Source organism: Microbacterium sp. NPDC057659, assembly GCF_042799915.1.
Classification (GTDB): domain Bacteria; phylum Actinomycetota; class Actinomycetes; order Actinomycetales; family Microbacteriaceae; genus Microbacterium.
The window spans coordinates 334315-349113 of the sequence record NZ_JBHVHU010000003.1 but is presented as its reverse complement, the minus strand read 5'-3'; the positions used below and the strand labels follow the sequence as shown (position 1 = coordinate 349113).

Below are 14799 nucleotides of genomic sequence, written 5' to 3'. Positions count from 1 at the left end.
GATCCAAAGGAATCTCACCCCAACCAAAAGGTCAGGGACGAGGTTATTTGGCATTTGACAAGTGCACGCTGTTGAGTTCTCAAGGATCGGACGCACCCACACACCCACCAGAACCTGGAGGAGACGCGCAGGGCAACTTCACTATCTTATCCATCTCGCCCGATCTGTCAAACCGACGGATCGAAGGAGGAGGAAGCATGTCCGCCGCTTGGAGGGGAGCTGGGCCTTCCGGCCTTTCGCTCAACCGCTTGGGGCGAACAAGTAATAACTTACGCGGATCCCGGGCATCGGGCAAATCGGCTCCGACTCTCTGGCGTGTCGCGCTCCACTCCCCCGGAACGACGCGGTTCAGCCTCCTGTGTAACCCGTGACGAACCCTTGTGCGAAGAGCACCCCCGCGGCGAGGGTGCCGAGGACGCTGACCACGATGCCCGCGATGCCCGCCCATCGAGGCCGTCGGAAGACCGCGACGATGGACAAGACGAATCCCACCACCAGGACCAGCCCGCCGAGCAGCTCGGACGGGATCCACGGAGTGCAGACCCCGACGGTGCCGATCACCGCGAGCGCGATGCCGATGTATCCGATCGCACTGCGGCGCGGAGCATCCGAGGCCGGCGCGGCGGCAGGGGCCGCGACGGTGCCCGCCTGAGTCTCTGCGATCGGCGAGACCTGCGCCGTCCAGGTCGTACCGTCCCAGTAGCGAACCTGTCCGGATTCCGCGTCCGTGTACCATCCCGCGGGTGCATCACTCGACATGCGTCGATCCTCGCAAAGATCGCCGCCGATGCCCACCGCTCTCGCGGCACGGCGCGAACAGGAATGCGAGAAGCCCCGGCGATTGCCGGGGCTTCTCGATCTGGTGGACCCAGGGGGATTCGAACCCCCGACCTCTTCATTGCGAACGAAGCGCGCTACCAACTGCGCCATGGGCCCGAGGACTCAGCAACACTATCACGTGTTCAGCCGGCCGCACGCCGCTCGAGCAGCTGACGCACGTGAGCCTCGATCTCGGCGTCGTCGACGAAGCCCATCTGCGCGTAGGGCGAGGCACCCTCCGCGGCGGGAAGCCGCACGGGCTCGGGCGGCGCGATCTCCTCGGCGCGTCGGCGGAGCTCTTCGCGCCGAGCGGCGCGCCGCAGTTCGGCCTGTGCTTCCAGCTGAGCCTGAGCCACCTGCGTGCGCGAGCCCGCGACTTGCGCCATCGACTGCGGCACGGGCCTCGGCGTCCACGTCGCTGCGCCCTGATCGTGCAGCGGCGGCGACACGCGGACCTCCTCGATCACGGGCGCCGCGATCCGCCGGTGGGCGCGTGCGGCGACGCGAGCCATCTGCACCAGCACGAGGATGCTGGTGAGAATGGTCACTCCCCCGGCGATCAGCCAGCCGAGGCCTCCGACCGTGGCGAGCTGCCATCCGCCGACACCGGCCATGCCGATACCGAGCAGCAGCACGCCCAGCGCCATCTGGCGCGTCCGGCGGCGGGCACGAGCCTGGCGCAGCACGGGGTCGTTGCGCGTCGCTGCGAGTTCTTCCCGCAGTCTGGCGAGCTCGACGTTCTCCCGTTCGCTCTGCACGCGCTTGGCCAGCTTCTGCTGGGCCAGGGCGGTGCGAGCATTCAGCTCGAGGCGGACCTCTTCGGGCGTCTCACTGGTCTCCGCGAGCACTCTGAGGGCCTGATTCAGCCGCACAGCGTTCCGCTCGGCGGCGTTGTACTGATAGCGGCCGCGCCAGCTGGGCAGCAGGTAGAGCATCCACAGCAGCGCGGCTACGAGGACGATCACTCCCCCACTCAGAACCGGCCCGTTCATAGCCTCAACGGTAAGCGACCGCGTCGGCGTGCCGTGCACAACGGCACGCGTGTCGCATCAGCCGGTGATCGGACCGGGTGAGGAATCCCGTCCCGGCGCGTTCGGCAGGGGCGGCACCGCCCCGGCATCCTTCGGCACCCCGCCCTGCAGCCAGCGGGCGAGCACGCCCTGCGGGACGTCCTCCGCGGTCAGCGCGAACGCGTGGTGATCGCGCCAGTCGCCGTCGATATGGATGTAGCGGCGGCGCAGCCCCTCGTACCGGAAGCCGAGCTTCTGCACGACGCGCAGGCTGGCGCGGTTCTCGGGCCGGATGCAGATCTCCATCCGGTGCAGGCCGAACTGCGTGAAGCACGCATCGGTGGCGAGCGCGACCGCGGTCGGGGTGATCCCCTTGCCCGCGAACCGCTCGCTGACCCAGTACCCGATCGTCGCCGAGCACAGCGATCCGCGGGCGATCCCCCACACGTTCAGCTGCCCGGCGACCTCACCGTCGTACTCCATGACGAACGGGTATCCCGCGCCGTCACGGTACTGCTGCAGCAGACGGCGGACGCCGACCCGCATGTCGAACGTCGGAACGCCGCCGGGGATGGTCGCCTCCCAGGGCTGCAGCCAGGATCGGTTCGCGAGAAGTTCGTGCTGCAGGACGCGGGCGTCACGGGAGCGCACGAGGCGCAGCCCGATCGGGCCGTGCTGCAGGGGTGCCGGGGTGTCGAAGGGCATGGCCGTCTGCGCGATCGCCTAGAGGCGCTCCGCGAACTCCTTCAGCCAGGGGCGCAGCTCGGGACCGAGGTCGTCGCGGTCTGACGCGAGCTGCACGATCGCCTTGATGTAGTCGACCCGGTCGCCGGTGTCATAGCGGCGGCCGCGGAAGATCACGCCCACGACACCGGGTCCGCCGGGCGTCGTGGCGAGCTCCTGCAGAGCGTCGGTGAGCTGGATCTCGCCGCCCTTGCCGGGAGGGGTGCGCTCGAGGATCTCGAAGACGGATGCCGGCAGCACGTACCGCCCGATCACCGCGAGGTTCGATGGAGCGTCCTCGGGCGTCGGCTTCTCGACGAGCCCCGTGACACGCACGACGCCCTCATCGTCGGTGGGCTCGACGGCCGCCGCGCCGTACATCTGGATGCTGGCGGGGTCGACCTCCATGAGCGCGATGACGGCGGCACCGGTGCGCTCGTGCGCGGCGATCATGTCCACGAGCAGCGGGTCGCGCTCGTCGATCAGGTCATCGCCCAGCAGCACGGCGAACGAGCTGTCGCCCACGTGCGTGCGGGCACGCAGCACGGCGTGGCCGAGACCCTTCGGCTCGCCCTGGCGGACGAAGTGGATGTCGGCGATGTCGCTCGAGGCCATCACGCGCTCGAGACGACCGGTGTCGCCCTTCTCCATGAGCTTGACCTCGAGCTCTGGCACCGAGTCGAAGTGGTTCGAGATGGCGTTCTTGTTGCGTCCGATGATGACGAGGACGTCATCGATACCGGCGTTCGCCGCTTCTTCGACCACGTACTGGATCGCCGGCTTGTCGACGACGGGCAGCATCTCCTTGGGCATCGCCTTGGTGGCGGGCAGGAAACGGGTGCCGAGACCCGCAGCAGGGATGACAGCCTTCATGGGGGACTTCGCCATTCGGCCAGCTTAGCGGGGAGGCCGACACGCGCCGCCTGTACGATCGGAGGCATGCCGAACGAGGTCGAGCAGGAGAAGCGCGCGCTGCGGGCGGAGCTGCGGGAGCGCCGGCAGCTGCTCTCGGACGCACAGCGCGAAGCGGCGGCATCCGGCATCACGGAGCAGCTGGACGCGCTGGTCGCCGCACACGGCGCATCCTCCGTGTCGTGCTTCCTCTCGACCACCGCCGAGCCCGGCACCTGGGAGTTCGTCCGCGGCGCCGTGGCGCGCGGGATCCGGGTGCTGCTGCCGGTCACTCGTGCCGACGGACTGCTGGACTGGGCCGTTGCGGACGATTCCGATGAGGTCTCCGAGGGCATGTTCGGTCTGCCTGAGCCGACCGGCGAGGTTCTCGGACCGATCGCCGTGAACGACGTCGACCTCATGATCATCCCCGCAGCGGCCGTCGACCGCAGCGGGATGCGTCTCGGCTGGGGCCGCGGCTACTACGACAAGACCATCGGATCGATGGAGCGCTGCCCGCCCGTCTACGCGGTGATCTATGATTCCGAGGTACTCGAATCGCTGCCGAGCGAGGTGCACGACCAGCCGGTGACCGGCGTCGTCACCCCCACGCAGACCGTCACGCTGCCGCTGCCGCAGCACTGAAACCCGGGGGAACCTTGCCCACCTACTCCTACGCCTGCACCTCGTGCGGCCACAGCTTCGACGCCGTCCAGAGCTTCTCCGACGACGCGCTCACCGTCTGCCCGGAGTGCGGCGGCGCGCTGCGCAAGCAGTACGGCTCCATCGGCGTCACCTTCAACGGCTCCGGCTTCTACCGCACCGATTCGCGAAAGGGTTCTTCGTCCGCCGGATCGGCGCCGGCGAAGGCACCGGCCTCGAACTGAGACCGGAAACCGCAACAAGGGGGATACAACAATGCTCAAGGGATTCAAGGAATTCATCACCAAGGGCAACGTCATCGACCTGGCTGTCGCCGTGGTCATCGGCGGTGCCTTCACGGCGATCGTGAACGCGGTCGTCTCCAGCATCATCAACCCGCTCGTCTCGCTGTTCTTCGACGCCGATGCCACCGGCAAGGTCGGTTGGACTGTCCACGGCATCTACGGCCAGGAGGTCACGTTCCCGATCGGCGACCTGATCAGCGCGATCATCTCCTTCTTCGCCGTCGCCGTCGTTGTGTACTTCGTGTTCGTCCTGCCGATGAACAAGTACAAGGAGCACCAGGCCGCGAAGAACCCGGCCGTCGAGGAGGAGACCCTCCCCTCCGAGCAGGAACTGCTCATCGAGATCCGCGACGCACTGCGCAAGCACGACGCGCACTGACGTCGGATATGAAGAAGGCCGCTCCCGCCGGGAGCGGCCTTCTTCGTCTGTCGGCGCCTCAGTAGTGCGGCGGCACTTCGCGCCGCATCCGCTCGTCGTTGGGTCCCTTGTCGTCGGATGCCGCGGACGCCGCGGCATCCCGGTCCCGCTCATCCGGCTCGGCCCAGGTGTCGGGCGCGGGCGTCAGCTTCGCACGGCGCGAACCGGGGACCCGCACGACGTGCTGACGCTCGTCGTCAGCCATCCGCGCCGAAGTCCATCGGCTCGGTGTCGTGCTCGGCCCGCGCGGTCTCGGGTGAGATGCCGAGCACTTCGGCGATCCGCGCCGCAACGCCCGCCGGGTCGCTGTACAGGTCGAAGGCGTGCACGCGCACGTAGTGCCAGCCGAGCCTGCGCAGCACATGCGGCCGCAGGCGCAGGCTCTCGCGGAGCGATTCGCCGCGCGACTCGGGATCGGGCTCGATCACGACCGCCTTGCCCGCGTATTGGGCGACCAGCGGCAGCAGGCCTCGGTAGTCGACGTCGACGGAGGCGCCGAGCCGGCGCAGCTCGCGGGCCAGTGCCAGCGTCAGCGGATCGGCGAGGTCCTCGAGCCGCGCGTCACGGCCGCGCACGGCGAGTCCCCCGAGGATCGACATCAGGGTGGCCGCGCCGTACTCCAGCCGGCCCTCATCGAAGGACGACGGCCGGATCGACGACACGATCACCATCGAGCGCCGCGCTCGCGTCATCCCGACGGTGAGCAGCCGCTCGCCGTCCGCCGACGACAGGTCGCCGAAGTCGCTGAGCACGCGCCCGTGCTTGGTCAGCCCGTAGCCCAGCGAGAAGATCACGCGGTCCCGGCTCTCCGCGACCGACTCCTCGAGCGTGAGCACCGCGAACGGCTCGGCCGTGTCGCGGCCGACGAAGCCGGCGACATCCGAGCGTCCCGCGAACGCGGTCGTCACTGCCGCGCGTACGCGCTCGGCGTGCCGCGGGCTCGCGGTCACGACCATGAGCGTGTCGTCCGGGCGATGCACGGCGTGCTCGACGACCAGGGTGACGACGCGGGCGACCTCGGCATCCGGGCTCTCCACGGCGCCTGTCACCGGGTCGGGCGCTCCGACGCCGCCCTCGACGTAGTCGACGGTCAGGCTGCCGCGGCCCAGGTAGGACCCTGCCCAGGGCAGCGACACGATCTCGCCGCCGTAGAAGGCGTCGTTGATCAGCTCGGCGAGATCCTCGCCGCCTGCGCGGTAGCTGCGGGTCAGAGTGGTCACCGGGAACAGTTCGGCGAGACGCTCGAACACCGAGACGTCGTCGAAGGCGACCTCGGGCTCCCAGGACTCGTCGCGGCCTGTGGCGACCTCGAACGGCGTCGGACGCTGGGTCACCGGGTCGCCGAAGGCCACGATCTGCCGTCCGCGCCGGATGGCGGGTGCCGCTTCGGCGAGGTTGATGGCGGCGGCGTCGACCAGCAGCACCGTGTCGAACCGGATCTGCTCGGGGATGTCGGGCACCTCATAGGGCGACGAGATCCAGACCGGCGCGAGCACCTCGGTCAGCCGGGGCGCGGCTGCGACGATCTCCGCCGCGCTCGCCTGCCCCTGCTTCAGCGCACTGCGCAGATGCTGCGCCTCCTGCGGCTCGTCGACCACGGCGATGCGCCACTGATTCGCGAGGTTCCACGCCAGCAGCGGACCCGACATCGCGGCGTGCGCCTCGTCCACGAGGCGGAAGTCCTTCTCGAGCCGGTCGACGACCGCCGTGTTCGCACCCAGCAGAGCGCGGTCGTCCTGCAGCGAGCGCTCCAGCAGCGACTGCCACCAGGCGAACTCCAGTTCGTCGGCGACGCGCTCCTCAGGCACGTGCCGGACCGAGAGCTCGGTCAGCAGCGGCTCGAGCCCGAGCGCGTCGAGTTCGTCGCGCAGCGTGGCCCTCTCGACGAGGTTGTCGAAGACGTCGGACTTCGCTGCCAGGCCGGAGAGCGTGCGCACGAGCCGATCGACGGGAAGGGACGAGAGCGGCTCGCGCCGGCCGATCGCGGCATCCAACTCGGCGAGCTCGGCGTGCACGCGCTGCCAGGCGACCTGCACGTCGGCGAGGCCGAGCGGCACCTCCGGTGCGACGCCGGCCTCGACGTAGCGCTGCCACTGCGTGCGCTGCTGCTGGATGCGCAGCAGCGCCTCGTGCATCTCGGTGACGTGCGCACCCGGACGGACGTACTCACGCGCCAGCCGCTTGAGCTGCCGACGGGATGCCGCGGACATGCCGGGAGAGTCCCGCCGCGAACCGTGCGCCTGGATCAGCTCGCCCAGCGGCCGCTCGAACACCGTCGGGCTGAACCTGTCGAGAGTGTCCCTGATGCCCTGCAGGAGCCGCAGGTACTCCCCCAGCTCGTCGATGGTCGCGAACGGACGCATCCGGGTCTGCGCGATCAGTTCGTACCCGCGCTCGAGCAGCGCGGGGACCGCGGTGCTGTGCAGCCGGCCGGCGAGGGCATGCGCACTGCGCGCTGCCTCAGTGGTCGCGAAGCTCACGCCGTACCAGGGCGAGTCATCCGGCCCGAACCGGAACTCGCCGAGCCGCGCCGCCTGGGTGAGGCGTTCGGCGGCGGCGCCGCGCTCGCCCGCCAGCCGCTCCAGCGTCGGCAGCGAGAGCCGCGCCGTGGTGGACGGCGGCACGTCGAGCAGCGCGAGACGGGTCAGGTTGCGCGTGGCATCCAGCACCGATGCGCCGGTCGAGCCGACCGGCGAGACGAGCGCATGGCGGTACGAGCGCAGCACGGTGCGAAGTCGCACCAGGGCGTCGTCCACGTCGGCGACCTTCGGCTGGGCGGCCTTCTCGCAGCGTGCGATCGCCCGCACGAGGTCACGACGGACGGATGCCGGGGACGCGGCGAGGCCGTCCAAGCCGATGCCGCCGAGCCGGTGCCGCACACCGTCCAGCGTCGACCGGCGCGCCGACACGACCAGGACCCTCTTGCCCGCGCGCACCAGCTCGCCAAGCGCGTTGATCACCGTCTGGGTCCCGCCGGTGCCCGGCAGCGTCGCGACGATGAGCGACTGCCCCGCGACGATCCGTGACAGGACGGCCTCCTGCTCTCCGTCGGCGTCGAGGAGCAGCGTGTCGGATGCAGGAGCGCGGTCGTCCGGGCTGCTCACGGGCACCGCCGCGCGCTGCGCCTCGGCGCGGCGTCCGACCAGGCTCTCACGATCGTCGACATGACCGGCCAGCGCGTTCAGCACCGGATGGTCGAGGTCGGTCATGTCGCGAACCATCGGACTGGCGACGTCGGCGAATGTGGAGACCACGAGCCGCGGCTGCACCGCGAAGGTGTCGATGTGCTTGGTCAGTGCACGGAGCTGGTCGATCACGGGCTGCGGTTTGAAGATCCCGCCGTCGTAGGCGAGTGCCGCGAGGTCGGCCGCGTCGAGCGAGAGCCCGAAGTGCTCGCGCACGAGGCGGACGAGTTCCGGGTTCACCTCGAAGGAGCCGTGCAGCTTGAGCTCGAAGTCGGAGTGATGCCGGCGGATCGCGAGCGGCCGCAGCAGCACCGGCGCTGAGAAGTTCGTGCCCCCGATGCGCCAGCGGGCGATGCCGACGGCCAGGCGCACCGCGTCGATGCCGCGGACCGTGCGCAGCTCGGTGTTGCGAGCGGTGATCCGCTCGGCCGCCAGACGCGCGGTGCGCAGACCGACCTCGTCGCGGAACAGGTTCGACAGCAGCGTGGAGCGGCCCGTGATGAACTGCGGCAGGCTCCCCGGGTGCGCCTTCGAGATGTCGATTCCGTTGTCGCCGAGATCACGGAAACCGGTGAGCGAGGACTGCCCGCCGAGGTCGGCCGCCTCGGCACGCAGGCGGGTTCGCTCGGCTTCGGCTGCATGCGCGATGTCGACCCCGGTGCCCGTCTCTCCGAGCTCACCCAGGGTCACCGCGGCATCCGTCTCTGCGTCTCCCGCCGGTTTCCCTTCACGTCGCCACACATGTCACAGACTAAGCGCGACGCGCACCCAGGCTGGTATCCCCGGCCGCTTTCCCGTATTCCCGGGGAATTCGACTCGTCCTGCACGGGCCGATCGAGGTGACGACTTCTCCACAGCGGCAGGGGATGCCGCGGGCGTTCACTGTGCGAAGACGCCGCACGGCGACAGGATGGAGCCATGACCTTCCGCTACGACTTCGCACCGACGCCGTTCGGCGATGCCCTCGCCGTCTTCTCCCCCGACGGCCTCGTCGCGCTCGATCTCTCCGAGACCGTCGATCCGCGCGCGCCGTGGCTGCTCGACGAGATCTCGCAGCGGCTGCACGCGCTGCCGCAGCCCGACCCGGGCGCGGCCGACGAACTCGCGCACCTGCTCGACCAGTACTTCGAGGGCGAGCCGATCCGGTTCGACGAGCACGTACGACTGGACTGGCGACTGATCGACGGCTTCCCGCGCGCAGCGCTGCAGGAGATCTGCGGCATCCCGTGGGGCGAGACCCTCAGCTACGGCGAGGTCGCCGTGCTCGCCGGCAGCCCCGGTGCGGCGCGAGCGGTCGGCACGGCGTGCCGCAACACTCCGTTCTCGATCGTGGTGCCGGTGCACCGGGTGATCCGCTCCGACGGAACACCCGGTCACTACGGCGCGCATCCCGAGCGCAAGCGGTTCCTGCTCGACCTCGAACGGCAGACGGCCGCCTGATGAACGGCGCGGACCCCGGCGTGTAGGCCGCCGGGGTCCGCGTGCGGGGCTGTGGCCCCTGCCCCTCGCAGCGCGCAGCGATGCGAGGAGCGGCGCGGGTCTCTAGTGCTCAACCGCCTTCTCGGCTCCGAAGCCGGTCAGCGAGCGCACTTCCATCTCGGCGGCCAGCCTGCGGTCCTCCGCCGCCTTCGACGTGACCGTTCCCAGCCAGCCCAGGAAGAAGCCCAGCGGGATCGAGATGATGCCCGGGTTGTTCAGCGGGAAGATCGCGATGTCGATACCGGGGATCATCGACTTCTCCGACCCCGAGAACACCGGGGAGATCACGATCAGGGCGATCGCTGCGATCAGGCCGCCGTACATGCTCCAGACCGCGCCGCGCGTGTTGAACCGCTTCCAGAACAGCGAGTACAGGATGGTCGGCAGGTTCGCCGAGGCCGCGACGGCGAAGGCGAGCGCCACGAGGAACGCGATGTTCTGGCCCTGTGCGCCGATGCCGCCGACGATCGCCACGATGCCGATCACGATCACCGTGCGGCGGGCGACCTTCACCTCGCCGTTCGGGTCGGCGGCTCCGTCGCCCTTCTTGCCGCGCTTGATCACGTTCGCGTAGATGTCGTGCGCGAACGACGCCGCCGCCGTGATCGTCAGGCCGGCGACGACCGCGAGGATCGTCGCGAAGGCCACGGCGGAGATGAAGCCCATCAGGATCGGGCCGCCGAGCGCCTGTGCGAGCAGCGGCGCCGCCGAGTTCACGCCACCCGGCGCCGCGAGGATGTTCTCCGGGCCCACCAGAGCACCGGCACCGTAGCCGAGCACCAGGGTCAGCAGGTAGAAGATACCGATCAGCCAGATCGCCCAGACCACCGAACGACGGGCCTCCTTCGCGGTGGGGACCGTGTAGAAGCGCATCAGCACGTGTGGCAGTCCGGCGGTGCCGAGCACCAGCGCCATGCCGAGCGACAGGAAGTCGACCGGGTTCGCACCGTACTGCAGACCGGGGCCGAGGATCTTGTCGCCTGCAGGTGCCTCGGCGACGGCCGATTCGAGCAGCGTGTTCAGGTTGAAGCCGTTCAGCGCGAGCACCCAGATCGTCATGGCGATCGCGCCGGCGATGAGGAGGACCGCCTTCACGATCTGCACCCACGTGGTGCCCTTCATGCCGCCGATCAGCACGTAGACGATCATCAGCACGCCGACGACGGCGATCACGATCGACTGCCCGATGTGACTGTCGATGCCGAGCAGAAGAGAGACGAGACCGCCCGCGCCCGCCATCTGCGCGAGCAGGTAGAAGAAGCAGACCACGAGGGTCGTGATCGCCGCGGCCATGCGAACCGGTCGCTGCTTGAGACGGAACGAGAGCACGTCGGCCATCGTGAACTTGCCGGTGTTGCGCATCATCTCGGCGACGAGCAGGAGCGCGACCAGCCAGGCGACGAGGAACCCGATCGAATACAGGAAGCCGTCATAGCCGTTTACGGCGATCGCGCCGCAGATTCCGAGGAAGGATGCCGCCGACAGGTAGTCACCGGCGATGGCGAACCCGTTCTGTGGGCCGCTGAACGAGCGACCCGCCGCGTAGTAGTCCGCGGCGGTCTTGTTGTTCCGGCTGGCCCGGATCACGATGAACAGCGTCACCGCGACGAATGCGCCGAAGATCGCGATGTTCAGAACGGGATCGTTCTCGACGGCGGTGACTGCGGAGTGGATGTTCATGCGTCGGCCTGCACCTTCTCGAGTTCATCCCTGATCGCGGCTGCCTGCGGGTCGAGCCTCTTGTTGGCGAAGGACACGTACCACATGGTGATCACGAAAGTGGTGACGAATTGGCCGAGACCGAAAAGCAGGCCGACCGTGATGTCGCCCCATACTCGCTGGCTCATGAAATCCGTCGCGAAAGCCGCGAGCAGCACATAGGCGAAGTACCAGATGAGGAAGAATGCCGCCAGCGGGAAGATGAACGAGCGCTGCGTCTTCTTGAGGGTCCGGAACCGCTCCGATTCCTGCATCGCGATGTAGTCGATCCCGTCCTGGGTAACGGGGTCATTCTGATCTGTCATGAGGCCTCCTTGCCGCATGTCATTGGCACGCACGGACGCGCCGCACGGGTGATAGGGTCGACGCTACGAAAGCGGGGAACGGTGTCGTCACCCCCGAAAGTTGGTACTCGGTGAACACGACTTCGCAACTGGAGTCCGAAGAGCAACTCGTCGCCGGCGCGGTGCGCGAGCTCTCCCGTCGTACCCGGTTCCCCGTCGCGTTCGGCGGCCTGGTGGAGCGCGGCGTCGTGTCGGTCACCAGCATCGTCGGCAACCGCACGCGGAGCCTGGACGGACTGCGGGTGCGCCCGGACCGGGGTCTCGGCGGGCGCGCGATGACCGAACTGCGTCCGCGCATGACGAACAACTACCGCACCTCCCAGCAGATCACCCACGACTACGACATGTTCGTGCTCGGAGAGGGTCTGCGGACGCTGCTCGCGGTGCCGATCGTCGTCGGCGGCCGGCCCCGCGGTGTGCTCTACGCCGGAGCGTGGGAGGAGTCGCAGATCGGCGGCATCACCACGGCGCCCGCGATGACGGTCGCGCAGTCGCTCTCGAGCGAGCTGCGCATCAGGGATGAGGTCGAGCGGCGCATCTCGTCACTGTCGGCACCAGTGGATCTCGCGCCCTCGCAGAAGGAGGAGTTGCGCGAGAGCTTCGCGGAACTGCGCAGCGTCGCGGCATCGGTCGACGACGCGGAGCTGCGCGAGCGCCTGGCCGGCGTCGAGCGCCGTCTGCTCGCGCTCACCGGCGACTCGCTCCCGCCGCTGACCTCCCCCATTCCGACTGTGCACCTGTCGCCTCGGGAACTCGATGTGCTCTCCTGTGCCGCGCTCGGTTCCACGAATGCCGAGATCGCCGCGCAATTGGGTCTTCGAGAGGGAACAGTGAAGGCATATCTCGGGACGGCGATGTCGAAACTCGACGCCTCGACGCGGCATTCTGCGGTCGCCCGCGCCAGGCGCGCGAATCTTCTCCCGTGAAACGCGAGGGAATTCTTGCCGATTTGAATTCCCTCCTTTACGTTTGTCGACATGGCTCGAAGAATTGTGCATCAGCTGGTCGACGATATCGACGGAACCCTGCTCGAGGTCGGCGACGGCGAAACCATCCATTTCTCGATCGGCGGCACCGCCTACGAGATCGACCTGAACGACGCGCACGCGGAGGAGTTCCGTGCCGCTCTCGCTCCCTACATCCAGGCGGGGCGCCGCGCAGGCTCGGCCGGCACCGGCCGCACCACGTCGACGCGCCGGAGCGCACCCCGCAACCCCGACACCGCAGCCATCCGCGAGTGGGCGGGCGCGAACGGCTACAAGGTGTCGGAGCGCGGACGAATCTCCGCAGAGGTGGTCGACGCGTACCGCGCCGCACACTGACGCAGCGAATCTCACAACCGCGAAGGGGCCGCCCGATGGGCGGCCCCTTCTGTGTGGGTCGCGGGCGGGTCGAGGTCATGACCTGCGTCCCTGAGGTCGGGTCGTCTGTGCCCTCGCGTCCCCATCGGCCACTCACTGCGCCGCGCGCGGGAGCACAGGTCCAGCCGCGGAAACGGGCGGCGCAGCGAGCCTCCTGGCCAACGGGGCCCCGCCTGACGGGGGGTGTAGAAAGCCCGCAGGGGCCGCCCCGGGATTTATCCCGGGGGCGGCCCCTGCGGGCTTTCGTGCCCTCGACAGGATTCGAACCTGCGACCTGCCCTTTAGGAGAGGGCTGCTCTATCCGACTGAGCTACGAAGGCGCCTGACCAGTCTATCCGGCGGCATCCGTCCTGCGGATCACGCCGCGAGCGCCAGGTACGGCTCCCAGCAGGGATCGCTGCGCTCGGTACCGCGCACGGTCCATGCCGTGCCATGTGGCGGGCGCGGCGTGCTGCGCAGTTCCCAGCCCATCTCCTGCGGAGTCCGGTCACTCTTGACGTTGTTGCAGCGCAGGCAGCAGGCCACCAGGTTCTCCCAGGAGTCCGCTCCCCCGCGCGAGCGCGGCATCACGTGATCGATGGTCGAGGCCGTCTTGCCGCAGTAGCCGCAGCGGTGGCTGTCGCGACGCAGCACACCGCGTCTCGTGACGGGCACGCGACGCGAGAGGGGTACGCGCACGTATCTGGAGAGGATGATGACCGCTGGGCGATCGTAGGACCCGTGTGACGCCCAGACGGGATCGTCCTCCACGCGTTCGATCACCGTCGCCTTGTCATTCATGACCAGGACCAGGGCTCTCTTGAACGAGACCACCGCGAGGGGCTCGTATCCGGCGTTCAGTACCAGTGTGCGCATCGTCATCCTCTCGATCCGCCGGGATGGCTTCCCGGCACTCTCGACTCACACGACGTCTTACAGACAGCAGGCGACCCCTGGAGGACGAAAAAGGGCGCCGTCTCAGAGACAGCGCCCTTCGCGCTCGGCAGAACCGAGGCATCCGTGCGGACGATGCCGGAGCACCAGACGGCCTAGCGCATCCATGGTGCGGATGCTCGGCTTCTGATCCATCGGCTTCTCCCGTCAGTACGACGACGGGTTCAGGCTAACCCATGCGCGACACGCCCGGGCGAAATCGCGGTGAACGCCCGGTGGCGTGTCGGCTCAGCCGGCGTTGGCGCGCAGCCAGGCGATCGGCTCGACGAGCGATCCGTTGATCTCGACCTCGAAGTGCAGGTGCGAGCCGTAGGAGCGACCGGTGTTGCCGCGCTTGCCGATGAACTGCCCGGCGCTGACGGTCTGGCCGGTCTGCACTGCTCGGGAGCCGTTGATCATGTGCGCGTACAGGGTCGAGACGCGCTTGCCGCCCACGACACCGTCGATGACGACGGCGACGCCGTAGCCGTAGTAGCTCTCGCTCGAGATGCGCACGCGACCGGCGGTCGCCGCAAAGATCGGGGTGCCTGCGGGACCGGCCATGTCGGCGCCGTTGTGACTGCTGCTGAGCGTGCGGCTGACGGTGTAGGAGCCGGCCGGAAGCGGGTAGCGCACCGCGCCGGATCCGGCGGCGACGAGCTGCAGGTCGGCGTTGCTCACGCTGCTGCCGGACGAGGCGACGCGTGCGGCAGCGGCGGCACGCTTCTTGGCGGCCTCCTCGGCCTTCTTCTTGGCGATCTCGTCGGGAGTCGTCGCGGAGTAGTTTCCGCGGGCGATCGGCGCTGCGGTCGCCTCCGACGCCACCACGAGCGACTGGGCGTCGTCGACAGCGGCCTGGCGCAGCGACGTCGCCGAGGCGGTGGCAGGCGTGGACGTCGCCGCGTACGCCGGAAGGGCGACGGCGGCCACGAGGGCGCCGACCGCGGCGAAGATCGCCACGGTTCGCATCGGCTTCACGTTCCGAGTCCTG

At 69.0% G+C, this 14799-nt stretch carries 16 protein-coding genes and 2 tRNA genes; 6 read left to right on the top strand and 12 right to left on the bottom strand.

Going from position 1 to position 14799, the window contains the following annotated elements; all coding sequences use genetic code 11:
- Positions 1-348 precede the first annotated feature (348 nt).
- The 5 genes from ACFVAE_RS16415 to galU all read right to left on the bottom strand — a co-directional run bounded on the left by ACFVAE_RS16415 (position 349) and on the right by galU (position 3440).
- Entirely contained in the window at positions 349-759 is a 411-nt protein-coding gene (locus ACFVAE_RS16415; protein WP_378894422.1) for a DUF2510 domain-containing protein, read from the bottom strand.
- A 101-nt stretch (positions 760-860) separates the two neighbouring features.
- Positions 861-936, bottom strand: a tRNA-Ala gene (locus ACFVAE_RS16410).
- A gap of 26 nt (positions 937-962) precedes the next feature.
- Positions 963-1811, bottom strand: coding sequence for a hypothetical protein (locus tag ACFVAE_RS16405; RefSeq protein WP_378894419.1), 849 nt, complete (start codon positions 1809-1811; stop codon positions 963-965).
- 57 nt (positions 1812-1868) lie between these two features.
- Positions 1869-2534 (bottom strand): GNAT family N-acetyltransferase, encoded by a 666-nt coding sequence (locus ACFVAE_RS16400; RefSeq protein WP_378894416.1) that lies wholly within the window; start codon positions 2532-2534, stop codon positions 1869-1871.
- A gap of 18 nt (positions 2535-2552) precedes the next feature.
- Entirely contained in the window at positions 2553-3440 is an 888-nt protein-coding gene (gene galU / locus ACFVAE_RS16395; protein ID WP_378894413.1) for a UTP--glucose-1-phosphate uridylyltransferase GalU, read from the bottom strand.
- 51 nt (positions 3441-3491) lie between these two features.
- Here galU and ACFVAE_RS16390 point away from each other — a divergent pair, with 51 nt between their 5' ends.
- From ACFVAE_RS16390 to mscL, 3 genes are read left to right on the top strand one after another with little or no spacing between them, the layout of a single operon-like run.
- The gene (locus ACFVAE_RS16390; protein ID WP_378894411.1) at positions 3492-4088 is read left to right on the top strand and encodes a 5-formyltetrahydrofolate cyclo-ligase; all 597 of its coding nucleotides are present in this window, start codon (positions 3492-3494) and stop codon (positions 4086-4088) included.
- Between the two features lie 14 nt (positions 4089-4102).
- Positions 4103-4330 (top strand): FmdB family zinc ribbon protein, encoded by a 228-nt coding sequence (locus ACFVAE_RS16385; protein WP_378894408.1) that lies wholly within the window; start codon positions 4103-4105, stop codon positions 4328-4330.
- Positions 4331-4361: 31 nt separating this feature from the next.
- Positions 4362-4769 (top strand): large conductance mechanosensitive channel protein MscL, encoded by a 408-nt coding sequence (gene mscL / locus ACFVAE_RS16380; protein ID WP_378894405.1) that lies wholly within the window; start codon positions 4362-4364, stop codon positions 4767-4769.
- A 58-nt stretch (positions 4770-4827) separates the two neighbouring features.
- Here mscL and ACFVAE_RS16375 read toward each other — a convergent pair whose 3' ends face one another.
- Complete coding sequence (locus ACFVAE_RS16375) at positions 4828-5013, bottom strand: hypothetical protein (RefSeq protein ID WP_378894403.1); 186 nt, start codon at positions 5011-5013, stop codon at positions 4828-4830.
- Entirely contained in the window at positions 5006-8683 is a 3678-nt protein-coding gene (locus tag ACFVAE_RS16370) for an AAA family ATPase (protein ID WP_378894400.1), read from the bottom strand. Before ACFVAE_RS16370 ends, ACFVAE_RS16375 begins: the two co-directional genes overlap by 8 nt.
- A gap of 228 nt (positions 8684-8911) precedes the next feature.
- On the opposite strand from ACFVAE_RS16370, the gene ACFVAE_RS16365 reads away from it, so the two are divergent.
- A complete protein-coding gene (locus ACFVAE_RS16365) occupies positions 8912-9433 on the top strand; it encodes a methylated-DNA--[protein]-cysteine S-methyltransferase (RefSeq protein ID WP_378894398.1) in 522 nt (173 codons plus the stop codon).
- A 102-nt stretch (positions 9434-9535) separates the two neighbouring features.
- Here the strand turns inward: ACFVAE_RS16365 and ACFVAE_RS16360 are convergent, their stop codons facing one another.
- Complete coding sequence (locus tag ACFVAE_RS16360) at positions 9536-11152, bottom strand: cation acetate symporter (protein WP_378894395.1); 1617 nt, start codon at positions 11150-11152, stop codon at positions 9536-9538.
- Positions 11149-11496 carry a DUF485 domain-containing protein gene (locus tag ACFVAE_RS16355; protein ID WP_378894392.1) on the bottom strand — a complete coding sequence of 116 codons (348 nt, stop codon included), beginning with the start codon at positions 11494-11496 and terminating at the stop codon, positions 11149-11151. Before ACFVAE_RS16355 ends, ACFVAE_RS16360 begins: the two co-directional genes overlap by 4 nt.
- Positions 11497-11606: 110 nt before the next feature.
- Between ACFVAE_RS16355 and ACFVAE_RS16350 the strand changes: the two genes are divergently transcribed.
- Both ACFVAE_RS16350 and ACFVAE_RS16345 read left to right on the top strand, forming a co-directional pair.
- The gene (locus tag ACFVAE_RS16350) at positions 11607-12461 is read left to right on the top strand and encodes a LuxR C-terminal-related transcriptional regulator (protein WP_378894390.1); all 855 of its coding nucleotides are present in this window, start codon (positions 11607-11609) and stop codon (positions 12459-12461) included.
- A gap of 51 nt (positions 12462-12512) precedes the next feature.
- Positions 12513-12857 (top strand): Lsr2 family protein, encoded by a 345-nt coding sequence (locus tag ACFVAE_RS16345; RefSeq protein ID WP_378894388.1) that lies wholly within the window; start codon positions 12513-12515, stop codon positions 12855-12857.
- A 285-nt stretch (positions 12858-13142) separates the two neighbouring features.
- Here the strand turns inward: ACFVAE_RS16345 and ACFVAE_RS16340 are convergent.
- From ACFVAE_RS16340 to ACFVAE_RS16330, 3 genes are all read right to left on the bottom strand, one after another.
- Positions 13143-13216, bottom strand: a tRNA-Arg gene (locus ACFVAE_RS16340).
- A gap of 37 nt (positions 13217-13253) precedes the next feature.
- A complete protein-coding gene (locus tag ACFVAE_RS16335) occupies positions 13254-13751 on the bottom strand; it encodes an HNH endonuclease (RefSeq protein ID WP_378894385.1) in 498 nt (165 codons plus the stop codon).
- Positions 13752-14057: 306 nt separating this feature from the next.
- Positions 14058-14777, bottom strand: coding sequence for a M23 family metallopeptidase (locus ACFVAE_RS16330; protein ID WP_378894431.1), 720 nt, complete (start codon positions 14775-14777; stop codon positions 14058-14060).
- Positions 14778-14799: the final 22 nt, after the last annotated feature.